The organism is Enterococcus sp. AZ163 (assembly GCF_050498925.1).
Taxonomy (GTDB): Bacteria; Bacillota; Bacilli; order Lactobacillales; family Enterococcaceae; genus Enterococcus_A; species Enterococcus_A ferrettii.
Map to the genome: position 1 here is coordinate 191,318 of NZ_JBIPAO010000003.1, position 24,187 is coordinate 215,504.

General features: G+C 37.4%; 31 protein-coding genes. 12 read left to right on the top strand and 19 right to left on the bottom strand.

Annotated elements, in window-relative coordinates; all coding sequences use genetic code 11:
- Positions 1-6: 6 nt before the first annotated feature.
- The 6 genes from IGI46_RS22505 to IGI46_RS22530 all read right to left on the bottom strand — a co-directional run bounded on the left by IGI46_RS22505 (position 7) and on the right by IGI46_RS22530 (position 5,316).
- Positions 7-252: a hypothetical protein gene (locus IGI46_RS22505; RefSeq protein WP_429965629.1), complete on the bottom strand. Its 246-nt coding sequence runs from the start codon at positions 250-252 to the stop codon at positions 7-9.
- A gap of 4 nt (positions 253-256) precedes the next feature.
- Positions 257-991, bottom strand: a complete 735-nt coding sequence (locus tag IGI46_RS22510) for a sugar phosphate isomerase/epimerase family protein (protein WP_429974336.1) — start codon at positions 989-991, stop codon at positions 257-259.
- 182 nt (positions 992-1,173) lie between these two features.
- The gene (locus IGI46_RS22515; protein WP_429965627.1) at positions 1,174-2,163 is read right to left on the bottom strand and encodes a LacI family DNA-binding transcriptional regulator; all 990 of its coding nucleotides are present in this window, start codon (positions 2,161-2,163) and stop codon (positions 1,174-1,176) included.
- Positions 2,164-2,227: 64 nt separating this feature from the next.
- On the bottom strand, positions 2,228-3,751 hold the full coding sequence (locus IGI46_RS22520; protein WP_429965626.1) for a zinc ABC transporter substrate-binding protein AdcA: 1,524 nt from the start codon (positions 3,749-3,751) through the stop codon (positions 2,228-2,230).
- 254 nt (positions 3,752-4,005) lie between these two features.
- Positions 4,006-4,404, bottom strand: a complete 399-nt coding sequence (locus IGI46_RS22525) for a pyridoxamine 5'-phosphate oxidase family protein (protein WP_207702765.1) — start codon at positions 4,402-4,404, stop codon at positions 4,006-4,008.
- A gap of 18 nt (positions 4,405-4,422) precedes the next feature.
- Positions 4,423-5,316: a diacylglycerol/lipid kinase family protein gene (locus IGI46_RS22530; RefSeq protein WP_429965625.1), complete on the bottom strand. Its 894-nt coding sequence runs from the start codon at positions 5,314-5,316 to the stop codon at positions 4,423-4,425.
- Positions 5,317-5,450: 134 nt separating this feature from the next.
- On the opposite strand from IGI46_RS22530, the gene IGI46_RS22535 reads away from it, so the two are divergent.
- A complete protein-coding gene (locus tag IGI46_RS22535; protein WP_207702763.1) occupies positions 5,451-5,765 on the top strand; it encodes a DUF960 family protein in 315 nt (104 codons plus the stop codon).
- 59 nt (positions 5,766-5,824) lie between these two features.
- Here the strand turns inward: IGI46_RS22535 and IGI46_RS22540 are convergent, their stop codons facing one another.
- Both IGI46_RS22540 and IGI46_RS22545 read right to left on the bottom strand, forming a co-directional pair.
- Positions 5,825-6,244: a universal stress protein gene (locus tag IGI46_RS22540; RefSeq protein WP_429965624.1), complete on the bottom strand. Its 420-nt coding sequence runs from the start codon at positions 6,242-6,244 to the stop codon at positions 5,825-5,827.
- A 9-nt stretch (positions 6,245-6,253) separates the two neighbouring features.
- Positions 6,254-6,688, bottom strand: a complete 435-nt coding sequence (locus IGI46_RS22545; RefSeq protein WP_429966083.1) for a universal stress protein — start codon at positions 6,686-6,688, stop codon at positions 6,254-6,256.
- A gap of 130 nt (positions 6,689-6,818) precedes the next feature.
- Between IGI46_RS22545 and IGI46_RS22550 the strand changes: the two genes are divergently transcribed.
- From IGI46_RS22550 to IGI46_RS22575, 6 genes are all read left to right on the top strand, one after another.
- Positions 6,819-7,190, top strand: coding sequence for a hypothetical protein (locus IGI46_RS22550; RefSeq protein WP_429965623.1), 372 nt, complete (start codon positions 6,819-6,821; stop codon positions 7,188-7,190).
- 1,402 nt (positions 7,191-8,592) lie between these two features.
- Positions 8,593-8,835, top strand: a complete 243-nt coding sequence (locus IGI46_RS22555; protein WP_207702760.1) for a hypothetical protein — start codon at positions 8,593-8,595, stop codon at positions 8,833-8,835.
- Positions 8,836-8,872: 37 nt separating this feature from the next.
- Positions 8,873-9,610, top strand: coding sequence for a proline reductase cluster protein PrdD (gene prdD / locus IGI46_RS22560; RefSeq protein ID WP_429965622.1), 738 nt, complete (start codon positions 8,873-8,875; stop codon positions 9,608-9,610).
- Between the two features lie 12 nt (positions 9,611-9,622).
- Complete coding sequence (locus tag IGI46_RS22565; RefSeq protein ID WP_207702758.1) at positions 9,623-10,084, top strand: glycine/sarcosine/betaine reductase component B subunit; 462 nt, start codon at positions 9,623-9,625, stop codon at positions 10,082-10,084.
- Positions 10,085-10,167: 83 nt separating this feature from the next.
- Positions 10,168-10,440 (top strand): DUF5960 family protein, encoded by a 273-nt coding sequence (locus tag IGI46_RS22570; protein ID WP_429965621.1) that lies wholly within the window; start codon positions 10,168-10,170, stop codon positions 10,438-10,440.
- A 5-nt stretch (positions 10,441-10,445) separates the two neighbouring features.
- Positions 10,446-10,715, top strand: a complete 270-nt coding sequence (locus IGI46_RS22575; protein ID WP_429965620.1) for a hypothetical protein — start codon at positions 10,446-10,448, stop codon at positions 10,713-10,715.
- Positions 10,716-10,760: 45 nt separating this feature from the next.
- On the opposite strand, the gene IGI46_RS22580 is transcribed toward IGI46_RS22575, so the two are convergent.
- Positions 10,761-11,216: a DUF2188 domain-containing protein gene (locus IGI46_RS22580; protein WP_429965619.1), complete on the bottom strand. Its 456-nt coding sequence runs from the start codon at positions 11,214-11,216 to the stop codon at positions 10,761-10,763.
- 379 nt (positions 11,217-11,595) lie between these two features.
- The gene (locus IGI46_RS22585) at positions 11,596-11,886 is read right to left on the bottom strand and encodes a hypothetical protein (RefSeq protein ID WP_429965618.1); all 291 of its coding nucleotides are present in this window, start codon (positions 11,884-11,886) and stop codon (positions 11,596-11,598) included.
- 147 nt (positions 11,887-12,033) lie between these two features.
- Here IGI46_RS22585 and IGI46_RS22590 point away from each other — a divergent pair, with 147 nt between their 5' ends.
- Both IGI46_RS22590 and IGI46_RS22595 read left to right on the top strand, forming a co-directional pair.
- Positions 12,034-12,726: a hypothetical protein gene (locus tag IGI46_RS22590; protein WP_429965617.1), complete on the top strand. Its 693-nt coding sequence runs from the start codon at positions 12,034-12,036 to the stop codon at positions 12,724-12,726.
- A complete protein-coding gene (locus IGI46_RS22595) occupies positions 12,727-13,119 on the top strand; it encodes an MmcQ/YjbR family DNA-binding protein (RefSeq protein ID WP_429965616.1) in 393 nt (130 codons plus the stop codon).
- 5 nt (positions 13,120-13,124) lie between these two features.
- On the opposite strand, the gene IGI46_RS22600 is transcribed toward IGI46_RS22595, so the two are convergent.
- The gene (locus IGI46_RS22600; RefSeq protein ID WP_429965615.1) at positions 13,125-13,466 is read right to left on the bottom strand and encodes a DUF1801 domain-containing protein; all 342 of its coding nucleotides are present in this window, start codon (positions 13,464-13,466) and stop codon (positions 13,125-13,127) included.
- A gap of 55 nt (positions 13,467-13,521) precedes the next feature.
- The gene (locus tag IGI46_RS22605; protein ID WP_429965614.1) at positions 13,522-14,277 is read right to left on the bottom strand and encodes a MerR family transcriptional regulator; all 756 of its coding nucleotides are present in this window, start codon (positions 14,275-14,277) and stop codon (positions 13,522-13,524) included.
- Between the two features lie 524 nt (positions 14,278-14,801).
- Here IGI46_RS22605 and IGI46_RS22610 point away from each other — a divergent pair.
- From IGI46_RS22610 to IGI46_RS22620, 3 genes are all read left to right on the top strand, one after another.
- Positions 14,802-15,251, top strand: coding sequence for a hypothetical protein (locus IGI46_RS22610; protein ID WP_207702749.1), 450 nt, complete (start codon positions 14,802-14,804; stop codon positions 15,249-15,251).
- A 110-nt stretch (positions 15,252-15,361) separates the two neighbouring features.
- A complete protein-coding gene (locus IGI46_RS22615; RefSeq protein ID WP_429965612.1) occupies positions 15,362-15,721 on the top strand; it encodes a VOC family protein in 360 nt (119 codons plus the stop codon).
- Positions 15,722-15,732: 11 nt separating this feature from the next.
- Positions 15,733-16,020, top strand: coding sequence for a putative quinol monooxygenase (locus IGI46_RS22620; protein WP_207702747.1), 288 nt, complete (start codon positions 15,733-15,735; stop codon positions 16,018-16,020).
- 139 nt (positions 16,021-16,159) lie between these two features.
- Here IGI46_RS22620 and IGI46_RS22625 read toward each other — a convergent pair whose 3' ends face one another.
- From IGI46_RS22625 to IGI46_RS22655, 7 genes are all read right to left on the bottom strand, one after another.
- Positions 16,160-16,534, bottom strand: a complete 375-nt coding sequence (locus IGI46_RS22625) for a transcriptional regulator (RefSeq protein WP_429965611.1) — start codon at positions 16,532-16,534, stop codon at positions 16,160-16,162.
- Positions 16,535-16,657: 123 nt separating this feature from the next.
- A complete protein-coding gene (locus IGI46_RS22630) occupies positions 16,658-17,062 on the bottom strand; it encodes a phage holin family protein (protein ID WP_207702745.1) in 405 nt (134 codons plus the stop codon).
- Between the two features lie 52 nt (positions 17,063-17,114).
- Complete coding sequence (locus IGI46_RS22635; protein WP_429965610.1) at positions 17,115-18,917, bottom strand: hypothetical protein; 1,803 nt, start codon at positions 18,915-18,917, stop codon at positions 17,115-17,117.
- A gap of 58 nt (positions 18,918-18,975) precedes the next feature.
- Positions 18,976-21,009 carry a phage tail spike protein gene (locus IGI46_RS22640; RefSeq protein WP_429965609.1) on the bottom strand — a complete coding sequence of 678 codons (2,034 nt, stop codon included), beginning with the start codon at positions 21,007-21,009 and terminating at the stop codon, positions 18,976-18,978.
- Between the two features lie 12 nt (positions 21,010-21,021).
- Complete coding sequence (locus IGI46_RS22645) at positions 21,022-21,954, bottom strand: distal tail protein Dit (RefSeq protein ID WP_429974337.1); 933 nt, start codon at positions 21,952-21,954, stop codon at positions 21,022-21,024.
- A 3-nt stretch (positions 21,955-21,957) separates the two neighbouring features.
- A complete protein-coding gene (locus tag IGI46_RS22650) occupies positions 21,958-23,922 on the bottom strand; it encodes a phage tail protein (protein ID WP_429974338.1) in 1,965 nt (654 codons plus the stop codon).
- Positions 23,923-24,186, bottom strand: a complete 264-nt coding sequence (locus tag IGI46_RS22655; protein ID WP_429965606.1) for a hypothetical protein — start codon at positions 24,184-24,186, stop codon at positions 23,923-23,925.
- Between the last annotated feature and the right edge of the window lies 1 nt (position 24,187).

The window sequence follows — 24,187 nt, forward strand, 5'->3', positions numbered from 1 at the left end:
ACCTCCTTAATATTGGTTCAATTCACTTAAAATCTTTTGATACGTTGAAATTGGTTTGGTGTGATCATCAATAAAAAATTCATTTTCCATACTATTAAATCGCTGGGCTAAATAATAAGCACTTAAGTAAGCCGCCAATGCTTCCTTAGCAGCATCCTCCATTTTTTGCTTTTCAATGATCGGTCGATTAATCGTATCCATGAAATGATAAGCGAAGGTTTCAGGATCGATTTTTGTTTGTTGGTCACGCATGTTTTTAAGCCTCCTCAAGTAATTGTTTGGCAGTCAAGATTTGTTTATCTGATGTCGTTGGGTACTCGATTGCTACTGGTATATTCTGTGGCAAAATTTCTAAAATTTTGCGCCATTTAATGACCCCTTTGTCCAATTCGGCGGCTTGAGGTTGATTGTTCTCATAAGCAACATTTTTTACATGAATGTAACGAACATATGCGGATAGTTTTTCCGCCGCGACCTCTTCAGACTCCCCAACAAATCTCCAGTTTCCTAAATCATAAACATAACCAATCGCTAGCCTCGCAATATTAACCGCTTCCATAAATGTTAAAATTGCCTGAATAGTTCCAGATGTCTGTGTTTGATCATTCTCAACATTAACCTCCACGCCTTCTTCAGTAAGCGCTTGAAGATTAGCCAATTCAATGTCCTTATGGAAATCACCAATATTCCACTTAATGTGTTTGACGCCTAATTCCTTAACTTCCATTAAATACTTGGTTAAGTTAGGATTGATCTCTCGATTTACAAATACCTCATCCGGCACACTATAAAACAACTCAATGTCATTTTTTTCAGCCAACTTTTTGATAACAGGTATTTCTTCTTTTATATTCTGAAAATACTCTCTTCTTAATTCGACTTTGTTAAAGCCTAACTCTTTCGCCTTCATTAACAACTCTGCTTGGAGTGCACCTGCTTCTGCCTCTTTTGCAAAAACAAGTAAGTTTAATACAATTTGTTCTCTCTTCATAAAACAGCTTCCTTTCAATGTGTTAACCGGTTTCTATATCAATATAGTAAACCGGTTTCCTAAAAGTGTCAACCGCTTTCAGTCTAAAAACAAAAGTTAACTGCATATAAAAAGAAGCTGAGTATGGAAAACGGTTCCCATACTCAGCTTCTTCGCCTTAATACTTTCTTAAACAATAACGGTTAAATCGATTTTCGCCAACATAATTTTGTTGGTACTATAATTTCATCGACCACAGATTCTTCATCCTGCAGCAATTGAAGAATCTGCTCAGCAGCAGTTTGCCCGATCGTCTGAGATTGCTGTTCAATACTGGTAATACCTGGTCCTACTAGCGCTGTTAGATTCCAATCATCAAACCCGGTAACCCCTACAGCCTTAGGAATATCAATTTTTTCCTCTACTAAAAAAGTCAACAAAGCCATTAATACTCGTCCATTAGAAGCAAACAACATCGTTTTTTTTGGCTGCATAATTTGTCGTCGAATCCGTTGATCAAGTTTATCTTCTAGAGTAGTTTCCAGCAATTCCGTTTCCATACCAGCCTCGTCTGCAAGTGTTTTAACGGTCTCATAACGAATTTCACGAGTTGTTGCTTCGTGCAAAGGCTCACTGACAACAACAATTTTTTGATAGTTTTCTTGAATAATTACTTTCATTATTTTATTAATTGCGGAGACATTATCAGTTATCACGGCCGGCCACAACACCGGAGAAGTTTGCCTATCCACCAGCAGTAAAGGAATGTTACGTTCTTTCAAAAATTCGTAGTGCTGCGAATCACGAGAAGAGGGCTGCAAAATGATGGCTTCAACACTTTGATCCATCAGCTTTTCCAGTAAATCATGCTCTTGCTCAACAGAGTTGGCTGCGTCCATAATAATCATTTGATAGCCTTGCTCCCCTAGCACTTCACCAATACCTTTTAATAGTAAGGAAGAGTACATATTGGAGATATCGGCAACAACGACTCCAATTAAATAGCTTCGCTTTGACTTTAGTGCTTGGGCCTGACGATTTGGTCGATAATTTAATGCTTTAATAACCGCCGCTACTCTTTCTTTTGTTTCGTGCGACATGTTACCGTAATGACCATTTAAATACCGGGAAATAGTAGTTTTAGACACACCGGCTTGTTCAGCTACTTGATTAATCGTCACTTTCTTCTTCATGTGTTTACCTTCTTCACTTTGGTGTTTCTTCTATTTTAGCGGAAGCTGCCCAGTTTGTGAAGGTTTAGTGTGCCAGCATTTCTTGTGCGATGTCCATTCCTGACAAATTGCTTGGATAATAGGTTGGCCAATGATCCATTTCCTCCAATAGCGCATCTTGGCTCTCGTTGCCACAATAAATATGAAAATGTCCCGATTTTTCTGGCTGAACTCCATGATCGCTAAATTGAATGTACTTGAACGCATCTGTGTCACCTTTTGCTTCAAATAAGAAACGAACTCCTCGATTCCCCGCTTTATAATTTAATATTTTATATCCAGCAGATTTATACTCTGCAGATTTCTCAGTTCCATCATCAAAAATAAAGGTCATTTTATCTCCTTTAATTTTGATTTCTTTGACATCGGTTTGATAACCCGTTTCATAATAAGCCTTATATTCCTCTGCCGTTTTGGAAGAATCCTTTTTGGTTTTGTATTCCATCACTTGATCCAATGTTCCATTTTCTAAATAAGGATAGACCGATTGCCAATTTCCAGCCCAGTCAGACAAAGAACGATCCTTTACATCACTGTCTTCGAAATAACCATTATAGACTGTCTTTTCTTTAGTTGGTGCCAAATTCTCTTCTTTAGGATTTTCGGTATCGGTTGTTTTCCGCAGGGCCTTCAAGTTTTGCTCCATAACGGAAACATAGTCTTCTCCATCGTCCATTTGTTGCTGAGTTAATCCTTCTAACGGATTTAATACTTCTGTTTTAATTTTCGTTTCAGCTGCTAAGGTTTCTGCGACGCTGCTTTTCGCATTCTCTTCAAAGTAAATATATTGAATCCCATTCTTTTCAACAAATTCTTTTAGTTCAGCCAATCGAGCAGGAGAAGGCTCTTCCTCAGCTGACACTCCTGAAATTGGTACTTGATTTAGGCCATATTCCAAAGCTAAATAACTGAATGCTGCATGCTGAGTCACAAAACTTTTTTGTTTAGCGTTAGAAAAAGCGCTAGAGTAATCAGAATCAAGCTTTTGTAATTTTTCCACATAATCAGCTGTATTTTTTTCAAACGTCTTTGCGTGTTCTGGATAGCTTTCACTTAATTGATCACAAATTGCTTCTACTTCTTTGATTGCTAAACTTGGGGCCAGCCAAACATGTGGATCTAATTCATGATGGTGACCTTCTTCACTGTGGTCATGATCATGTTCTTCTTCCTCACCGCCCGGCATTAACAGCATATCTTTAGTTGCTTTAATAATTTTTACATCTTCTTTTTCTAAAGAATCCTCCACATCCGGTACCCACATCTCCATATTTTCATTGTTGTATACTAAAGCATCTGCATCCTGAATCTTAGCAATCTCTTTCGCTGAAGGCTCAAAATCATGGGAATCCGTCCCAGCCGGAACTAGCAGCTCAACCTTTCCTGCATCCCCTACAATATTTTTGGTGAAATCATACATTGGATAAAAACTGGCTACGATAGTTAACTCGTCTTTTCCTGAATTCTCTTTCTTTTCTTCGTTATTTCCACAGGCACCTAGTACACCTGCTAATCCTAGTAATGCCAACCACTTCCATGCTTTTTTCATTCTTTCACATGCTCCTTTACGGTTTATATTTACAAATCGTAATATTTACGTTTTGCCGCATGGGTTTAAATTTAGCATAGACTAATTTCCTTTGTCAACAAAAAATAAAAATTTCTCTCAAAATGAAAAAACAAAAAATCTAAACAATATCCGTACTCTCTCTGCGATCCAATCAGACCGTTTCGCAAATTTTGCGTTTTAACAGAGTTGCTACTAAATATAGTTCAGATTTATTCGTTTTGTATTTTCGAAAGCTAGCCATCAATAATTTCAGTCTGATTATCCTTGTAATGCTTCACACTCAAAGTTTCAAAAACAGCCATTACCGGGTGATGATAATCTAACTGCTGCTGGAAATCGTTAAGCTTAGCCGTCAGAGCTTCATAACCTTCTATTTCTTCTAAAAAGAAGTAGCCTTTTAAAGCCAAGCTTTCATGATTAATCGAATCCACACAAAATAAACTGCCAGAGCGGTTATTTTGTATATTTTCAGCGGTTCTTCCATCCATATTAATATAGAATTTGAAATAGTGGAAACCGTTGCGTTCTAACGGCTTCGAAACTGCAATTACATGAGGAAAACCGCGACTATCAATTGTCGTTAAGGTAAACATGTCTGCCCTTTTTATTAATGCTTCAATTTCTTTATCCACTAGAATCCTCCTTTAAATTTAACTGTTTTCCTTTGGTTCGGGCACGTAAAGAGTGAGAAACTTATCCAGCCAATCCAACTCAACTGGCAAAGTTGGACCCTTGTCCCCATCAATCCGTGCAACAATATCCTGTTTTCCTAAAGGTGTAAGTTTCAGCTTTTTTGGTTCCAGATAAAGCAAGCTTTCTGTATTTTTCAATTTGCCGGTAAAAACAAAACGAGCTAACTGAAACAGCTTTAAGAATGTCATATTATGCAGCATACTGACGTGAAATGACTCTGATCCATCCTGAACGTAGTTCATACCGCCAATTGAGTGGGTGGTGGTAATTAAAGCAAACCAAACTTTTAAATTTTTTTTGTAAGAATCGGCCTCAATACTTACCTTGTAGGATCTTTTCTTACCAAATTGTTTCAACGCCTTCAATGGATAGACAATTAAACCAAATTTTTGTTTTTCCTGCTGCCGTACTTCATTGGAGATATCCGCAAAGGTACCAAAAGCAAATGAGCTGACAATCGCTTTTTTGTGCTCATCACATGCTCCAATTCCCACTTTTCGTGTGTGTCCTTTAACAATCACATCCATCGCTTGTTCTAAATCCATCGGAATGTGCCATCGTTTAGCAAAATTATTAACTGTCCCTCCAGGAATAATTCCAAAAGGCACCGTTTGATCCGCCTGTACAAATGCGGTAGCAACGATATTCAAGGTCCCATCTCCACCAATTGCTACTATCGCCTCATAATCGGATAAGTGCTCCTTGATTTTTTTGATAGCTGCCTCTGGATCAGGTGCCGTTAAAAATTCTGCTTGCTTATTGGCAGCCTTCAATTTTTCCTTAAGTTTGTGCGCTGTTTTTTCTGCCTCCCCATCTCCAGCATTCGGATTAAAAAAAATTGCGTATGTCATGTGAATCCCTTCTTTCATCAATCTAACCATACCATGACCTTGAAAAAAAAGCCGTTAAAATGATTATTTCTTACTCAAATAGTTTCCTTTCTCAGAAAAACTGCTATTATAAAAACTAGAAAGGAATGACTGTTATGTTTGAACCGAATAAAAAACGACGCAGCGAGGTATCCGCTGAGCAATTACCTGAACAAATGCAAAATGAATTGTGGCATATGATTTTCATGCGTCCTCATAAAGGATTGCCCTTAAGCTCACCACAACGCTTTAACTTTTTTAAAAATCCCAATAAAACTTTAAGTGTGGTCCATTCACAAAGTGAACCTTACTTTTCCGATAGCGTGACTGCACCTTACATACAGGCTTATGAGCACGTCTCCTTCCCTAGCCGTCTATACGTGTATGATACCGGAGAAGAATTAGTAATGACTTTAGAAGAAAAAAACTGAGTTTCTGTAAAAAGGACCCTCAAATGCAGACTAGAAATCTAACGTTTGAGGGTTACTCTCTATTTAATTACCATGACATTGCAAGAAGAGTGGTTGACTACATATCCCGTTGTAGATCCCAACATCCACTGACCTAATCTATTTAGTCCCGTTGCTCCCATCACGATCAGGTCGCTATCAAAATCTTCTGCCGCCTTAATAATTTCCAATTTGGGATTTCCAGCAGCAATCTGTGTCTCCAACGGAAAATCTACTTTTTCTTTCAGTTTAGTAATCATTTGCTGCGCTTTTTTTTGCAGTTCTTTTGTAATTTCAATCGAATTAACACTGGCAGTCCCTCGAAAACTAGTCACATCAATTACTGTTAACAACAGCAGTTGTGCCTGATTGCGTTTAGCAATTTGAGAAGCTTCTAAAAAAGCTTTTTCAGCCAAATCCGACCCATCTACTAGAACTAAAATTTTGCGATACTCCTTCACATTATCACCTTATTTCACAACTAAGACACTACAAGAAGCATTATTTACAACGAAGGAAGTTGTTGATCCCACTAAAGCTCGTCGAATCGCTCCTTTACCTGTTGGCCCCATAACAATTAAATCAATCGACTGACTTTCAGGAATAATTGTAGCAAGGTACTCTTTGGGGTTCCCAATTTCGATCACACTCGTTACTTCTTTTACTTGTGCTTGTTGTGCTTCATTAATTTTTTTCGCTATCTCCTTTTCGACCATTTCTTTTTCTTCATAAAGAATTTTCGAATACGAAAAGGCACTGTTACTAAGATCCTCTTCATTGATAATCCAAGCGATAAACAATGATGCTTGGTTAGCTAAAGCGATTGTAATGGCTTCTTTAAAGGCTTTTTCGGCTTGTTTTGATCCGTCTACAGCTACTAAAATTGTCTCATAATTTCCAAATATTGTAACCGCCTCCCTTTTCTTAATTATAGCATAATTTTGCTAAAGTACTCTTTGGGAGAGGCTCATTTTATTGCTCTTCCTCTCTATGAATGCTAAGATATGACCAAATTTTCTGAAAGGAAGCTTTGCAATGGATAGAAAACAACGAAAAAGAACTCATTTAGTTATTCACACGGCTTCTTCTACCGCAGCCGCCATTGGTGGAGGGATGGCTCAATTGCCTATCTCCGATGCGGCCGCCTTAATTCCTGTTCAAACAGCTATGATTATTGCTTTAGGCAAGATTTTTAATAAAAAAATTGAAGACGGTGCTGCAAAAGCCTTGGCAACGCAATTCATTGCTCAGCAAGCTGGAAAGATGACTGCCCGTTTCGTCGCTGGTAAAATTCCAGTTGCTGGTACGATTGTTAATGCCACTACTGCAGCAGCTATTACCGAAACTTACGGCTGGATGATTGCTAAAGAGTTTGCTGAGGAAGCTCAAGCTTTAAAAAAAGCTTAAAAGGATCGGCTTGAAATAAAAGCTGCCATTCTTTTTATTATACTATGTTTGTGGATGAACACGGTGTTTCACTCGTTCAATGAAGTAGTCTGCATTTAAGAAAGAGGTCCAGGTTCAACTCCTGGCATCCACATTATAATTCACAAGTGAAGCTTTAGTTGGGTAAATTCCGCTGAAGCTTTTTTGTGTGAAGAATGAAATGCTTCCTTTAAAATTCGAGATCATTCTTAAAGTTATTCACTAAATAACCTAATCAGATAATTTTTAGGCTCTAAATTTTTGATGCTTTCGTGGGCATATTTTTTGTCGTTTTAGACAGATGATGGTAAATTGAAGATGTAGCACATATCCCAACTACCCCATTTTTTCCGGTCACGTTTAGTGATCGGTTTTTTTATTGAATTAAAATCACTCTAATCAAGATGTGTTTCTTCTATCCTAAAGGTTACCTAGCTTTTTGTAATAATTTTAGTCACTCGTTAAATGTTATCTTTTCCTGGCAATTTTAGTATGCTATAATTCTTGTTAGATTGACCATGACTTTTAGAACCTGCAGATTACAGATAATTAATTTGTTTACAACTATTACTATCTTTCTCAGGTCCTTTAATTTGTTTACGCATGCTTCATGGTCAATCCCTTTTAAAAAAAACTATTTTTGCGGTCTTTGAGTGCTTCTCTTGTGAACTAAATTACAATCTGATATTATGACACTGTCTAGCTCAATTAGACGAGTCAATGTACTGGGGTAGTCAGGCTTGACTATCCTTTTTTAGGTGAATTTAATAGGTTTAGTGATTGAGAAAGAAGTGAAAAAATGCTCTTTATTAAGATTCCCCTACTAAACGACATTCCCCCGTTTGATTCTCCTGAAGAGTTGCGATTCACTTGTGTTACCAAAAGTCTCAGCGTCCATACAATGACACCTTATTTAGTATCTTGTGGCTCATTTTTCTATGTCGCTGAACTTATAGAAGGTGCTCCAGCAACGATTTGGACCCAACAAGACTTAGAATTCGCAAAAAGGAGTCTTAAGAGAAAAAATGCCGAAATCTATTTTAAACATTCAAATGATATGTACGAAAAGATTTCAAATTGAGTCCTGTGATATTTTTATATCACAGGTACTGAAAAACGGGTAAATAGTGTGGCTGGAACAGCTTCTTGAAAAACAAGCTGAATAACGAAAAGCTAGTTTAGGAGCTGTCCGCTTCCGTCACACACTTCTTTACTGCTCTTCTTAGAAGCTTCTAATTCCAAATCAAATTTCTGGCTGTTTATACCATCTGCTCTCCCCTATTTTGTCATTTTGCAATGAACAAATCTCATTATTCTTACAGAACTCCTTTATTTCCTGTGCTATAATCAACATAAGTTCACCGTTTGAATAAAGGAGTTTGTTATGCATAAAGTTTGTTTACACGATTTGATTACCCGAAAAACTTTTTTGGCGGAATTTTCTTCTATTCCGGCAGTTTCTGAAACGATTCAAATTGATAATAGTCAACGTTTCTATTTAATTCATGGCATTACTAAAAATATTACTGATCAAATGGAAGCTTCTCATGATTTTGATATTTATGTTGAACAGATTAACAAAGAATACTGGGTGAATTCTTTATTGGACAAAACCCAGAATTGTTAATTTTGAGAAACTTTACATATGGAAAGGCGACAATGAGATGACTACATTAACGATCAAGAGTTATCATATAAATAACGTCCAGTTAGGTGAAAAAAATTTAGTCCTTGAAACCGGGAGCCTAACTCTATCACCAAAATTACTATTTTTCGATCATCCTTTAATCGAAGCAATTACTATCAAAATAATTCCTCCAGATAATCGTAACCAATTCACGAACACCATCATGGATGTTATCCCTCTTTCGGCTAAAGCATTAGGAAGTCTAGGTGAGGGGATTACTCATACATTAACTGGAGTATATGTTTTATTGACTGGAGTGGATACAAACGGCCGCCAAATTTGCAATGGTGGCGGGTCAGAAGGTATTTTGACGGAGCAAGTTGCTTGGGGAAGAGCCGGAACTCCGGCGGATGAGGATTTCCTGATTTCCTTTAATGTGGTCTTGAAAGCAGATGCCTGGGTGTCGCGAGCTGGACCTGATGCTGCACATTTAGCGTGCGATCAGTTTTGTGCCGTTTTTCGACAACAGTTGCGTGCTTTTGACCCACAGGTCTATACTGAAAAACATGTGTTTGACGATCACCTCCGTCCTAATGCAAAGCAAGTTGTTTTAGTTAAAGAGGTTTCGGGGCAGGGTGCTATTTACGATACACGATTATTTCCTACCGAACCAGCCGGTTTTCAAGGAAGTAAATCAATCATTGATATGGGGTGTATGCCCCAATTAGTAACACCAAACGAATACCGTGATGGTATTATTCGAGCAATGGATTAAGGAGACGGCGACATGGGTTTAGGTGCAAGTATGAAAGAAACAACTTTACACCATTATCGTGATCCCTTTGTCGAACTTTTAGCTGAAGATGCTGAGATCGATTTACTGGGAGTGATTATCATGGGAAGTGCTGATGACACGCCAACAAAAATATTAGCTAGCAACCGAACTGCTCAGCTTCTTTGTTCCTTAAAAGCTGATGGAGCTATTTTGTCTTGCAATGGATTTGGCAATAATCATGTTGATTACGCTAATTTAATTAATGAAGTAGGAAAAAATAAGCTTCCCTTTGTTGCCATGAGCGTTTGTGATGCCGAGAATTTTGTGGTTACAAATAATTACCTAACTGAGGTATTGCCTTTTTACAAAAGCAATCAAGGAAAAGAGACTGGTATTTTAGCTCAAAACACCGTAACTAAAGAGGATGCTCAAAAAGCAATCGCACGTTTACGGTTAAAAATGCGTCATTCTTAAGAAGCTAAGAAGCTTCTTTTTTTTGAGGAAATCTACTTTACTTTTAGAACGTATGTTCGTATAATAGCAGTGAGGTGATGATAATGTCTATGATCAGTGCAAATTCTGTTTCAACTTTTTATCAAGCTTATTATTCTATTGTTCAAGAATCCGTTCCTTTAGCCCTATTTCTTAGCAACATTGTTGAAAAAATGGACGAAGAGCAACGAGATTATTTTAAAGTAGCGGCCAAACGTACAAAGCAAAATCAGGATAGTTACTTTTTGTTCGAACGTTCAAATGATGAACTTGTCTTTAAAGGGGTTCGCACGAAAGAAACTTGCCTTGCTTTTCCCAGTGGTAGAAATAAGGAGTGATTAGGATGAATACATTAAAAGGAACAGTCAGCCATTTGAAAGTAATAAAGTTCTCTGATTACCCTCTCGTATATTTCCAGCTAGATGATCATCATTGTTTAATCGCTAAACATAGTTTAAATTTCCTTGCTGACGTAGAAGATGGTATGCAAATCACCGTTGTTGGTCAGTTCAATGTTCGGAAACAATTCGTCGCAGCTAAATACGCTGTGTTAGGAAAAACGCGAATTATGATTGATATAGAAAAATTTCAGCAAACACATTTCATTTCATAAAAAAATCGTGAGGAGGAATCAATTGCATTCCTTCTCGCGGTTTCTCTACTCATTCTTAAAGTTTCGCGTTTCTTGTAGTGTCCCGTCACGTTTAAAAATTCTCAGTTCAGATTCTTTATTTTCAGCTATATCTTTCCCTCGTTGGATAGCTTCTGATTTTTTAGCAAACCGTTCGCTGGCACGTTTTGCACCGTCCGAAATGACTTCCCATTGATCTTCCTGATATTTGACTAATACAGTTGCATTAATTAGTTTTTTTGTATTAGGATTGGTTTCATGCGTATCATTTTTCTGTGGATTCTTAGCATTTTCTACTTGACGTAGTTCCTTCTCAGAAGCATCTGTGTACCATTTTTCCGCTTGACTAATCGCAATTGGAATTGCACGTTCTTCTGGATATCCGTCAGCTAAAAGTGCATTACCAATATCAATTGCTTTTTTGCGTGTTACCTTTTCCAAATTTTTCATAGACGCTGGATAGTCTTTCATATTCCAAGGCATTGGATTTCCCCCTTTTATGCTGCACAAATTAGACTTCTTACAGCTCCCTTCTATTGTATCGACTGATCTCTAAAAAAGAAAAAAATTAGCTCAATCAAAAAAGACACTCCTGCGATAGAGTGCCTTAGGGGAAAACATTGCTTACTCTCATAAGCAGACAAAGAAAGAATGAGAGTTTCTTTCTTCTAGATTTATCTTAGCAGATTTTCTCATCCTTTTACCATTTATATTTGAAATAATTATCCTAAATTTGCGTTGCCTATAAACAAAATGATCACTAAGTAATAAGTTCAAAATAAAAAAAGACCGTCCGTAAAAGCATACATGAATGCTTTACAAACCGCCTTTGATAATTTTTTCACAAAATGCTAGAAAAAAATTAAACATGGACGTATTCCAATTCCACTCCTCTAGCGGTATCTTCATTCACCACTACTTGATAGGTTTTGAATAATTTGGCCATTGTTTTTGAATCGAATGCAAGTACTACACTTGCTGGTAAATCAACCGCTTCAGTTACCTCGCTGATATTGACTTCCTTTTTATTTCTTTGTTGGAATTCAGCAAAAGGACGCATCATATTAGCAAACCCACTAGTCAGTGCAATCTCTTTCTTTTCACAACGAATGGCATCTCTCAGTTCGATTGGATTGGCAACAGTTTTTCTCATGTTATCACATCTCCTTTTCCATACTTTAGCATATTAAAAAAAAGAAAGCAATGAATTTGTGAAAAAAAGCACAAATGTTTTACTTGTTTGAGAGTTCGTTCACTATATCTTTATTTAATGCTATACTCAAAAAAAGGAGATTTTTTTATGAAAAGTAGCAAAAAGCAGCTTCAAACAAGAGGCTGGTTAGAAGAGGACGATCTGATAAATTTTAGAAAATGTTCTTTTGAAATGTTAATGGTACTTTTGGATTCAGAACAGTCGCTAGAACGCAGCGCTGCTGCTCGTTTGATCCCACTTACCGTTGATTCATCTGCTAAATTATTAGAAGTAGTCTCTAAAGAAAGAAAACTGTACTGCCGTTTAGAAATGATGCGCAAGCTGGAAACTGGAACGGTAGAAACAGCTAAACAAATGCTGCCTTATCTAGGAAAGATTGGAAGTAACCAACATCAGCAACCGTTGAATACACCTTCAGCTAAAAAATCTTTCCCACTGCCCCGCGATTTGATTGCTCGTTCATTAGGTAACATGTCGACAAGTATTTTACCTACGTTGTTTGAACAGTTGAATCAGTTAGACATGCCCGCATTAAGTGAATTGATCGATGCGATTGGTCTGCTTATTTTTTATCACCCTAATGAAGCATCTGATAATTACTTTAACGAACTTCAAACACTTTGGGAGGAAAGTATTTATGAGCCCTTGCTTCAATGGAAACTAGTTATTTGCTTTTCTTCCTTTCCACAAAGCGAAATGCTGCTTAAAGAAATTATTCAAACGAACGCTGATTTAGCAAGTGAAGCCCAGCGTTCATTAATCTTAAGGAGGCCTATGTAAATGAAGAATCTTAACCGTATCGAAAAACGCATTGCCCATTTTCAAGATTTTGGTAACGAACTCCCCAAGGCGAAGGTTTATTATCGTCTGGATTGGGAAATTTTATATTTCGATCTTTATGGCAAAATGTTTGGTCTAATGACCCAAGAAGTTAGTGAATCTGCTACTATCACCCTTAAAGGCTTACCCGAAAAGAATGAGGAACTGCGAGAACTTTATTCCGATATTACTCCTGGCTATCATACTAATAAAAAACACTGGAACACCATTAACTTAGCTACCACCCAATTAAGTGATGAAGAAATTGAAAATATGATTCGTCTTTCTTATCAGTTAGTGGTAAAAAATTTACCCGTAAAAGATCGAAAAAAAGTAGAAGTGTATCTTTCATAGCACTTCTACTTTTTGGCAATAATTTTTTTAATTAGAGGCTCAGGAACTGACTGGTCAAATCGAATGTTTAATCTCTTTTGCCCAGTAGCGTAACCCAAATCTTTCGCTTCCTTTACTTGTTCAGGTGTCAAATCCTCAGAGAAGCTGACACTCACGTGCGCTTTGTAAGCAGCTATATTGGCCCGCATTTCATTGTATAAGAAAAAAGGCAGTCCCCATTTAATTGTTTCTTCAACTGGTTGAGTTTTCCGTAAAAGACTCACTAATTGAGATAGAATATCTTGAGCCTCAGCAGGTGACTGTTCAATGTAATCCTGAGTATCAGTTGCTGGTATTTTTTTAGGCATCATGCTCGCTTCCTTTCGCTAACACTATAACAGAAATGCCTATATTCACCGAATGTTACGCATAAAATTTGATAATGTCTCTTAACCAGTTGGCTGCGTTCTTGCCAACACGTATTTCATAGTATTCCGTGAATCGTTCATCCAGTATATACATTTCAGCGACTCCACGATGGGCTTGGGAAGAATATTCTTGCCAACTATACTGCAACCACTTTTTGTGTAGTAAGAAGACTTGTTTGGCTAAATCACTAGGGAGTTCCGGTTGTTGACCATATTTCTTCAACTTTCTTAACAATTCTTGTTCCGTTTCTTCTTTCGTTTGAAAATCTGTTTGGGACATCGCTGACCATTTTTTGGCCGCTTTTTTCACTACATCCTCTCCATATTTTTCAAGCAGCTCTTCTCCATACTGCTCTTCGTTTTCCTGCCATGATTGCTGTTTAAACAACTCAAATTTTTCTTCATTTGTCATTTTCTGCTCTCCTTTATAATGAGCCAAGGTTTGATCAACTAATAAGAGCAACTCATCAATTTCTTGGCGTCTTTTCAGCAATTGCGTTTGCTGCTTATGAAGTGCGGTTTCAATTTTAAATTCTGGTTGATCCAAAATTTGTCGAATCTCTTTTAGTGGCAGCCCCATTGAACGGTAGACTAGGATCTGCTGCAAACGATCAACTTCTGTTTGTTTGTATAAACGATACCCTGCTAGATTAACTTCTGCAGGCTTCAACAAATTAATTTCATCATAATAGCGTAGCGTTCGAGGACTAACTCCAGATAAATCAGCCAATTGCTTAACTGTGTAAATCACTGTATTCACCTCCATGTAGTTAATTTACACCTTTACGTAACGGAAAGGTCAAGTCAATTTACATTTTATGCTTTGGTTTAATAAAGTTAAAAATAAAGAATTTACTGTATGCCATTACCTATTGTGTCAATTTTTTTACAGTTCCTTTTTTCATTAAAGGAACGTATCTCAGACCGACTTACTCTAATAGGAAAAAAATCGGTTTGATGATCTTTTTCGTCTGAATGGCAGAGTATGTTTTTCTGAATTATAGATCTAGTTTATTTTATCATGTTTTTGAAAGTTGGATTTTTCGTCCCTGCAAATCTTTTGAAAAATGTCAGCGGTATGATTTTAAAAAGAAATTTTTTTATCCATTTATTTAAAGATAGGAAGAATTAGTAGCTATTCTTTTCTGTAAGACAACCATAGAAATCTAAGAAATAGTATGAACATTTTTGTCATCTTAGCGTTAAAATTGTCACTTTCAGTAATTTTTGAAAACGTTCTCTTTTTTTGCTAAAATTATTGAAAGGAGGTTTCTTATGAAAAAGTTGTTTGTGGGAATGTGGGGTATCCTAATGTGTCTCACGCTATCCGCTTGTGGAAAGTCGGTCACGGTGAACGACCTGAAAGCCCATGATTGGGTAATGGAAACACACGAGCAAGAGGAAGATATAAAATTTATTGCATCCTTTAATGACAAGGAAATGGTTCTTACTATCGACACTCCAGAAACACCCACTGATGCATCTAACGAGTGGGAACAAGCTGGGGAAGAATTAGGTAAGGAACTGATTGAAAATATGGCGTTCCACGTAGCCTATCAATTAGAAGAAGAAACAATCCATCTAAAAAATGAAGAATTAGAATTAGATAATGATTACCGGGTGAAATTAGATGGAGAAAATGTGGTCTTCACTTCAGAAGAGCCCCAGGAAACGGAGACCATCACTCTGATTCCATTAGAAAAGACGAGTAACACGAACAAATAATAACGTATGTATTTTTTCTGTCAAAAACTAGTAAACATCCTGATTTGCTCTCCATAAATGCTTAATATTTGCTATACTATTTTTAATCAATAAAGAAGGAAGGTTCTTGTATGATCGATCATTTGAGTTTAGGCGTTTCAGATTTGAGCAAAAGCAAAACTTTTTACCAGAAAACTTTAAAACCATTAGGTTACGAAGTAAAAGTAGAAATGGAAAACGGTGTTTGCTTTGGTGCTAAAGATGGTGGCGATCTTTGGATTGTTAAAAGTGAACCTAGCAAAACCCATGTTGCTTTCAGTGCAAATACTCGTGAATATGTTGACGCTTTTTACCAAGCAGCTTTGAATGCTGGTGGTGAAACCAACGGAGCTCCAGGTCTTCGTCCCCACTATCATGAAAATTACTATGGTGCTTTTGTGATTGATCCAGATGGTTACAATATTGAAGCTGTTTGCCATAAAAAAGCTTAAAGGAGAAAATAATGATTATTATTAATGTATTACTAAAAGTAAAAGAAGAAAAAAGAGAAGAATTTTTGGTGTTTGTAGAAGATTTAGTCAACAAATCTCGGCAAGATGAAGGTGCACTGTTCTATGATTGCCTAGAAAGTCTGGATAACAGAAATCAATTCATGATTATTGAAAATTGGCGTGATCAGGCGGCCATTGATAAACATAATGCTACAGATCATTTAAAAAAATTCTTAGCAGAAATCGATCCATATTTATCAGCAGATAAAGAACTTAAAAAGGTTGAGTATCAAGGATAAAAAAGACTGATATACTTAAGAAGGAATTCAATGATGATGTGCTCATTATTGAATTCCTTTTTTTAAATTTTTTGGAGCATTGTAACGTACATTTTAAACGATAATGCCATTGATCCTTGAACTCAAAAACTCAAACCGATCACCAACCCAATCGAACAGCTATTTCTTGAAGAAATTCATTGTCGTACCTTTTAATTGTGGACCCACTTAAATAGACATCACTAGCTACTACAGCATTATCTTTACTTGGATAACCGTTTAGATACTTCGATTCGAAAATAGTAGTTATTTGATCTGGTGAATTTGATAAAGTTTCTTCGACTATTGTCAAAAACATTTTATGAAAAACCAATTGATTAATATTCCACTGAGTATTTAAATCATGCGAAACAGGATAGTCCCAAAATACATTTTTTTGATCCAATGTAACATCTGAAATATTCCTCAATACTTTTTTGATTGTTTTGATATCCCATAGAATATTACGTATATGCGTTCTAGTTGCTTTGTTCATAGTATTCTCCTTAGCGAAAAATATCCTGATAATGAAGCAGTCTAAAAATTAAATTTTTTATCCTAATTTTGACCCGTCTCATCATTCAGGATAGTTTAATCCTTTCATTCAATCGGGCTTCTCTTAGCCCCTTTTTTCTTCTTTATCTCTAATTTGTTGAAAAACTTCTCGCAGCTTTTCCGGTAGAGGAATAAACTCGGAAATATTCTCAAGAAATGAAATTCCTTCATTTGCTAAATAGAACATAATAACGATTTCCCGTAAAGGAATCGTATTTCCTAAAATTTTTTCAACCTCAACAGAAACAGCTACTACTGCAAATAGTAATACTTTTTTGATTAAACCTACAAAGCCAATTTCACTGTTGATTGTTTTCAATTTCCAAGCTTTAATCAGTCCAGTGACATAATCAAGTACCACTAAAAAGATTAGTGCATGTAAAATAGCATCCATCCCTCCAAGATAATTTACGAAGAATCCACCAATCAAACCGATAATGATAGATAGTTCGTTTAAATATTTTTCCATGTGTTCACCTCGATTCAAAACTAAAGTATTTCTCAGTTGACTGTTTAAATTATTAATACGCAGATTTTGGATTTTCTGGAGGCGCCCCTCTATACAAGAGAGCTCCTGTTACTAAAATTTTTTTAATTCCATCATTTGATGTTTTAATAAAGAAAACATGAGGCTTCTCAAAGCCATTAAATGTACAATCAGCCACTAACTGGAATGATTCAAAGCCTGCCCCGCCATAATAGTTAGGCCGAACATTATAACCCAAAATAGTAATTACGCTTTTCATATTACTAGGTACTTGTAATGCAGGGTATTTCCCGGATCCTAGTTGTACAGCATTACCCGTTTTCCAAACGCCAGCATTTTCCAATGATGCACTTGACCATCCCAGCCAAATTTCTCCACCTAAATAGATTTTCCCATTTGTTTGGAAGGCGTTTTGAGCATCTGGACTGTTATTTTCAGTATAAGGAATCGCCATATCAACATTTTTAAAAGAGGGCATCTTTGTATAATTTTTCTTTCCATTAACATCTTGATTCCCTTCTAGCATTACAGATTGAGCCTCAATGGTGTCCTTCACATTCTTCGGAGTCATCACCTTATTATTAACTGTTCCTAACAAAGCTTCCGCATCTGTAGCAGCTCCGTAATTAGGTACATTTCCTAATCCAACCTGATTCTTTGTCACAACATGGGGGTTATTTGTGTCATCAGTATGCTGCTTCAATTGATTAGTAACCTCTGCTGATTTGGCAAAACCGCTTGATTCTAAAACATCTAATGGATTCAAGGAGACGACAATCTGAACACCAACATAATCAATATCAATGTTTGAAGAGGTTACACCATTAGAACTATCCGAATAAACAAGTACATTGATTTTTCCTTTAGAATCAATAAAATTGCGATCATTAATTTCTGTTGTGAAATCATTATATTCTTGTGCTGCACTTTGCAACTGGGTAGAATAACTGTCAGTTGATTCCAAATAGATTGCAGCCTTCAGATTTTTATTGTTAGGTGAAGTTGCTTTCCCCCGCAGTGCTAGCGTAAATGAAACAAAGTTGTTTTTTATCAGCTGAATACTTTCCTCTACACTTTTTCCACTAAATACTGTTGGTGCAATCTGTTCAATGGCTTTTACTACATCAAATTTAAATAGTTGCTGCGGAATTACGCCATTTTGCGTTGAGCCTGTTGATAATCCTGAATCATCTCGAGCTACTATTTTGTTGTAAGCATCCTGATTTACTTCGTTCCAAGCTGCTGCAGGCTTTTTCAACGTGGCAGCCGTATAATCTGAATAACCTTGATGAGGATTCGTTGCTAGATTCCCAGCTGTTTTACTTGAAAAATCCATCATCTTAGGGGTATTTACTGAACCTGAAAACATTTTGATCGCATCCGCGGTAGTCAGACGGTTGCCGAAATCTCTGGTTAATCTTGCTTGTAAGGTTGGTTGCTTAATTCCTTCTGTATCGGTACGAGCTTGGACAATTTCAGGATTGCTGTCGCCAGATTCGGCAACAAGTTCGTCAAACTCATTTCTTAGCGTATCAAACTCTTGCTTATTTTGATTGGCTGTACCTACCGCACGATTGGCTGTTTCTACCGCTGTTTTTGAATCAGCGACTGCTTGATCTGCCTTTACATTTGCCTCTGCTCCGGCATTTTGAGCGATTTGTTTGGCATCATCTCCGGCATCGGCTGCAATTTGTTTGGCATCTCTGATTCCTTGCTCTAAGGTTCTTGAATAGTCGTCAACCTTTTGAGCTGACTGATTGGACTGGTCCATGATTTCGTTAATCTTTTGCCGCCCTTGATTAAGGGTATCGGTCTCTTTAATATGTTCAATTGCCATATGTTTTTCCTCCTTTAAGCTGCTTCACTTTAGCAGCTCAATTCAATTTGTAACTTCACTAAAACTGTCCGCCGATTTGACTTTGAATAAATACCCGACAAGTAATTTGCGCTTCTATTCTCGCTAATTTATTGGGTCTAATCTCGATTGTATGATTGCCCCGTAGAATTTTCCCATTGCTTTTTTTCAAACTTCCTACAATATCCAATCGATTTTCATCTAATTTATGGCTATCTTTTAGTAGTTCTCCATCCACATAAATATCTACCTTGCTGGCATTCTCATTGGCTTCATAAATTCCTAGTTGTAATGGATGTGTGTGATTTGGCAGATTTATCTTATGTTTATGTGCCGGTAAATCCACTTGATGATTATGTGCCGGAATCGTCACATTATGAGCGTGGGCGGGAATTGTAACGCTGTGGGTATGCCCAGCTTTATCAAACCTGAAATTATGGGCGTGACTTGGTAAATCCACACTGTGTGAATGATTTCCAGAAGAGCTCGCAGTATAAATGTCTTTAACTGAGCCGCTTCCACCAACAAAAAGACTATTGCCATTGGAAGCATTATAAACATTCGCTGTCTCATCATCCTTCCACTTATGGTTGACAGTATTACCACCTCGAAGCACCAAATGATTATGATCACCAGCAGGACTAGTATTGGTCGTTCCTCCACCACTTTGACCAGTTATTTCGTTTATATGGATATCCCCATCAGAACTGGTTGTCGAATTTCCTCCACCACCGTTAGAAGCAGCTACCGTTATTGCTCGATTGTTTTTACTGCTAATCGTTTTTGCACCGCCATCTTCACTGTTGATAGGTTTCGCTCCTCCATCACGAACAGCTTTCGTATACCCACGATATTTTTTGGTTTTATAGGTTAATTCCACCGTATTGATATGAAATACATCCTCATCTAAATAAAAATCAATTTTCGCTGGAAAGTTGTATTCACAATTATCCTGATAAGAGTAGCTCAATATATTTGTTGCCCCTTGGGAATAAGTTTCATTGATCTGCTGCTTCCGACTCAAATCAGAAACGGTGGTTGTGATGTCTCCGCTTAGATTGCCAAGCTCTAATTCAATATCCTGCGGAGCGCCAAATACATCATTTTTCCTTTCTTTTTTGATTCGCAAATCAATACTGCCAAAATCATTGGTATTAATCATTACGGTATTGCCCAATCTTAATTGATCAATTGCTAACGGCTGATCGGTTAGCTTCATCAGATCAGTCGCTCGAATAGTCCATGAAATTTTAGGTTCCAGCCATTTTTTTAATAGGCTTTCGGCACTGTCTTTTAACGACTGAGCCTGGGTAAAACGAGTATCTGTCCAAACATATTCAATTAATCCATGCTTCTCGATACTTTCTTTGTTTTCAATATAATAAATTCCATTGTTGACAGAAGAAATATTTAATTGGTTGACACCTTCACCCGAACCCAGAGGATAAATGCGATTGACTAAATTATTGGGATCTCTTTCAATTTCAAAGCCTTGCATGTTGTAGCCTTCTTGAATCCGAGCCACAGCGGATGTCTTAGGCTTAACCAAAGAGAGTTCAAACGGATATGTTTGTGTATTCCACTCCCACAAATACTCTTCATCAAAGACCTCTGGAATTGAAAACAGCGCATCTGCTAACCCATTCTCATTTTCCCAAGAGTAGGAAAAGTACTTCGTAAAGTCGCACTTTTTCAATACCCAATGTTTTGTCTTTTGTTTAGCTAAAATGAACTTGATCGCATCCGCTGTTTTTCTGTTTATACACTCGTGATAACCAAAGAGGACCGTATCTAGTAATGTGCACAACGCATGGGTAGCCGTATAGGTAATCGTATTTTGCGAGGCATCTTTTCGAATCGTTGAAGGCATGATCCGATACAAGCCAATATATTCATTCTCATTATCCACTAGCTCTACCCACAACATTTCTTGTAAAAACTTATTTTTAGGTTCATCCAGCGGCATGGAAAACTCGATGCTTCCAATCTGATTTTCAATTTTTTCATAACTAACATTAAATGCATTCTCAAGGATCGCTGTATACTCTCGCTTGAGATTCATTGCCATAAGCATATGCTCAGCCTCCTATAAGAATCGATTTGGATAGCGTATAGTTAGGCGGAAATCACTATCCTTTGCTTGGATGTACAATGGTTCGTTAGGATAAATATAAAAATCATTCATTGGTCGAATCATTGGTTGTCCATTTCTAGTAATATTAAAAAATTTGGTATCAATGACAACATCTGAACGGTCAAAGTCACCTAAATCAACGGTGTCATTCCTAGTCTTAATCCAAACACCTCGCCCAGTTCCTGATAAAGTAATGGTAGGTTTTACCTTCAATCCCTCAACGGTTGGATAAATTTCAATTGGTTTAATTTCTTTGCCTTCATCTCCCATTGTGTAGGCCCGATTTTGAAAAGTGATCATAGTGGATCCCCAGTAAGCTCCACCTTCAATCTTAATCGGCATATTTACGGCTCCAGATCCAGTATTTCCCATTAAATAATTTGCTTGGAAAGTAATAGTCTGAGAACCCCACATTACGCTTGTAGCATCTGAACGAGTATATTTATAAGGATCACTTAGTAAAATAGTAAAAGTGCCAATTACTTGATTTCCTCCTTCGGGCACCTCACCGACGTCCAATTTGCTGCCTGACCAACGCATCTCTGGCTCATCATTGAACCAAATGTCTACATCTTTCTCCGAAAACAAAGCTACATTCAGCCGATTGAATTTATCCCGAAAAGATTCATTGTTTGACGTCGTCAGCTGATACTTGATTGTCAGTACACGATCCGGAATTCTGGCATACACATGTCGTTTTCCGTCACGAATCCCTAATTGATAGCTTTCAACTTCTGTCGCTGCCAGTTCACGTCCGATTACATTTAATGTTCGATATCCGGGAATAAGTTTTTCGAGAAAGTTCCCATTAAAATTCAACGCCTCAGAAGGAAGAGGTCGTTCCTTTTGCGGTGCTGTTGTATCAATAAATTCATATAAACTCAAGGTTTATCCTCTCCTTCCTAATTGACTGTTCCTGCGATCCTGGTGTTTTTGAAGCAGTTTAGGCATAAAGGGTGCTGTTGTTTCAGCAATAATCCTTCCATCTGGCAACGTGACATAAATTGGTTGATCATTGCCGATAATAATTGGTTGATTCATTGATTCCGCTGAAAAATTAGCCCCAATACTTCCCATACTTTGATTCATCGCATAGTCCATCGATTGCATATCGGGAATAGCTGCCTGGGCCAACTGCTCAGAAGTTTTCTCAACGTTAGAAATCATACTGTCCATTCCCAATACAAACCCCTGACCAGTATATTCACCAATCCTTTTAAATACTCGAGACGGTGATTTTATTCTTAGAAATTCTTTAACCTTATCAACAGCCGAAGAAGCTAATTCACCTGCTTTTCGAACAACACTATCAATCATTGAGCCAATGCCCTCAATAAATCCACGCACTAAATCTTTGCCAGCCGCAATCATATTCGGCCCAGCCTCTAAAATTTTAGAAAGTAAATTCGACGCAATTTCCATCGCTTTCTCTCCTACTGCTGGAATTTTTTCAGCAATTGATTGGATAAATCCCTGGATCAGCTGAACTCCTGAGTCGATAACTTGGGGCAGCTTGTCGATTAGTCCTTGAATCAATGAACCCACAATCTCGCCCCCTTTATTCACAACATCTGCCAACTTTTCGCCAATAGTACTTAAAAATTGATAAATAATGCTTGCAGCTACTGGAATCAGCTGTACGACTGTTTTAGCAATTGCGGTAATCAATGTGCCTAAAATTTCAACCCCTTTAGAAAAAATTGTCGGTAAATATTCCGTAATAGCGCCAAGAAAAGCAGTTAGCACATTAGCAATGGTCTCGACAATTCTTCCAGTGTTTTCACTAATCCCTTGTACAATCGCCAGCAGCAGATTCAAACCCTGAATCATTAATTGAGGTGCTGCGCTAATCAAGCTGATTGCCAAAGTTTCAATCATCTGCAAGGCAGCTGGAATTAATTGCGGTAAAGCCGCAATCACTCCTTCGATTAGCGAACTAATAATTGCCACCGCTCCATTAAATATGGGTTCGATGTTGGCAGTAATAGCTTCCATTAGCGATGTTAAAATTTGCGCCCCCGAAGCGATCAAGGCTGGTAAAGCTGTCGTTATGTTAGTCACTAAGCTATTAATGATCTCTGGTCCCTTGGTAGCAATCATCGTAATCATACTGGAGATCTGCTCGCCAAATTGCTGATTGGCTAAACCTAAACCAGCCAAAACGACACCTAAAATTGCTCCTGGGCCTAATACTTTTAGTGCTAGACCAAACACATTGGTTAAACCACCAAGCATGCCGTTTACAATACCTTGAATTGTTTCAAATGCACCTTTCGATTTTTCAACCTCATCCTTCAACTGCACTGCTGGATTTGCGCCACCGCTTTTTTTCTCTCCGCTGCTTGAGGAAGAACATTTACAGCCTGAATTATCCTGGCCATCCGACTTAGCATTATCTTCTTTTTTACTTCCTAATAAGCCAGTTATTTTTCCTACTGACGAATCAACTACGCCGTTAAATTTACTTAAGGCTTTTTCTACTGGTGTAACAATGGCTTTTACATTACTCATTAATTCTAGAAATTTAGAAATACCGCTATTTTCACCTAGGGTTTCAAACGCTCGATTGACTTGATCTACACCGTTTAAAATCTTTTGCCAAGCCTTTGATAACTCATCAACACTTGAATTAACCGATTTCCCTAGGCTGTTTATGGCTTTACCAGAATTTTCCAATTCGTTTGCCGATGCACTAGAGCGCCCTGAGATTTTTCCAGTTGCTGCATCGGCTAAATTAGAAGCCATTCGTAAAATCCCTCGCACTGGCTCGCTTTCTTCTTTCGCTGCTTCTGTTCGTTGAAATAAACTATTCATATTAGAAAGTGTAATTTCAAAATTATACATGTCATCCATCTATTTCCCTCCTTTCGCATTATAATTTGCAATAAAGTCCTGCAACTGATCCTTATCAGCTTCCTTCACCGACACCTCTTCAGTTGCTCGTTTAATTGCCTTTTTATAATCAAAAAACTTATCAAAACGCGTATAAATGGGTTTCCCTTTTTTCGTTGCTTGGGCCATGGCATTAGCCCAAGCCTGTGAATGAATCATATATTGTTCATCCACCTGCTGCAGACGAAAGGCCTTCATTCTTAGTTCATATTCCACAATCGTCATT

Coding starts and splice junctions, on each gene's coding strand:
- IGI46_RS22520 (WP_429965626.1), bottom strand. CDS start 3,751: ATGAAAAAAGCATGGAAGTGGTTGGCATTACTAGGATTAGCAGGTGTA.
- IGI46_RS22620 (WP_207702747.1), top strand. CDS start 15,733: ATGATTATTATTAATGTATTACTAAAAGTAAAAGAAGAAAAAAGAGAA.
- IGI46_RS22595 (WP_429965616.1), top strand. CDS start 12,727: ATGAAGAATCTTAACCGTATCGAAAAACGCATTGCCCATTTTCAAGAT.
- IGI46_RS22555 (WP_207702760.1), top strand. CDS start 8,593: ATGCATAAAGTTTGTTTACACGATTTGATTACCCGAAAAACTTTTTTG.
- IGI46_RS22655 (WP_429965606.1), bottom strand. CDS start 24,186: ATGACGATTGTGGAATATGAACTAAGAATGAAGGCCTTTCGTCTGCAG.
- IGI46_RS22530 (WP_429965625.1), bottom strand. CDS start 5,316: ATGACATACGCAATTTTTTTTAATCCGAATGCTGGAGATGGGGAGGCA.
- IGI46_RS22550 (WP_429965623.1), top strand. CDS start 6,819: ATGGATAGAAAACAACGAAAAAGAACTCATTTAGTTATTCACACGGCT.
- IGI46_RS22600 (WP_429965615.1), bottom strand. CDS start 13,466: ATGCCTAAAAAAATACCAGCAACTGATACTCAGGATTACATTGAACAG.
- IGI46_RS22585 (WP_429965618.1), bottom strand. CDS start 11,886: ATGAGAAAAACTGTTGCCAATCCAATCGAACTGAGAGATGCCATTCGT.
- IGI46_RS22630 (WP_207702745.1), bottom strand. CDS start 17,062: ATGGAAAAATATTTAAACGAACTATCTATCATTATCGGTTTGATTGGT.
- IGI46_RS22650 (WP_429974338.1), bottom strand. CDS start 23,922: ATGGATGACATGTATAATTTTGAAATTACACTTTCTAATATGAATAGT.
- IGI46_RS22535 (WP_207702763.1), top strand. CDS start 5,451: ATGTTTGAACCGAATAAAAAACGACGCAGCGAGGTATCCGCTGAGCAA.
- IGI46_RS22515 (WP_429965627.1), bottom strand. CDS start 2,163: ATGAAGAAGAAAGTGACGATTAATCAAGTAGCTGAACAAGCCGGTGTG.
- IGI46_RS22580 (WP_429965619.1), bottom strand. CDS start 11,216: ATGCCTTGGAATATGAAAGACTATCCAGCGTCTATGAAAAATTTGGAA.
- IGI46_RS22625 (WP_429965611.1), bottom strand. CDS start 16,534: ATGAACAAAGCAACTAGAACGCATATACGTAATATTCTATGGGATATC.
- IGI46_RS22590 (WP_429965617.1), top strand. CDS start 12,034: ATGAAAAGTAGCAAAAAGCAGCTTCAAACAAGAGGCTGGTTAGAAGAG.
- IGI46_RS22610 (WP_207702749.1), top strand. CDS start 14,802: ATGAAAAAGTTGTTTGTGGGAATGTGGGGTATCCTAATGTGTCTCACG.
- IGI46_RS22640 (WP_429965609.1), bottom strand. CDS start 21,009: ATGCTTATGGCAATGAATCTCAAGCGAGAGTATACAGCGATCCTTGAG.
- IGI46_RS22615 (WP_429965612.1), top strand. CDS start 15,362: ATGATCGATCATTTGAGTTTAGGCGTTTCAGATTTGAGCAAAAGCAAA.
- IGI46_RS22510 (WP_429974336.1), bottom strand. CDS start 991: ATGAAGAGAGAACAAATTGTATTAAACTTACTTGTTTTTGCAAAAGAG.
- IGI46_RS22565 (WP_207702758.1), top strand. CDS start 9,623: ATGGGTTTAGGTGCAAGTATGAAAGAAACAACTTTACACCATTATCGT.
- IGI46_RS22575 (WP_429965620.1), top strand. CDS start 10,446: ATGAATACATTAAAAGGAACAGTCAGCCATTTGAAAGTAATAAAGTTC.
- IGI46_RS22635 (WP_429965610.1), bottom strand. CDS start 18,917: ATGGCAATTGAACATATTAAAGAGACCGATACCCTTAATCAAGGGCGG.
- IGI46_RS22570 (WP_429965621.1), top strand. CDS start 10,168: ATGTCTATGATCAGTGCAAATTCTGTTTCAACTTTTTATCAAGCTTAT.
- prdD (WP_429965622.1), top strand. CDS start 8,873: ATGACTACATTAACGATCAAGAGTTATCATATAAATAACGTCCAGTTA.
- IGI46_RS22505 (WP_429965629.1), bottom strand. CDS start 252: ATGCGTGACCAACAAACAAAAATCGATCCTGAAACCTTCGCTTATCAT.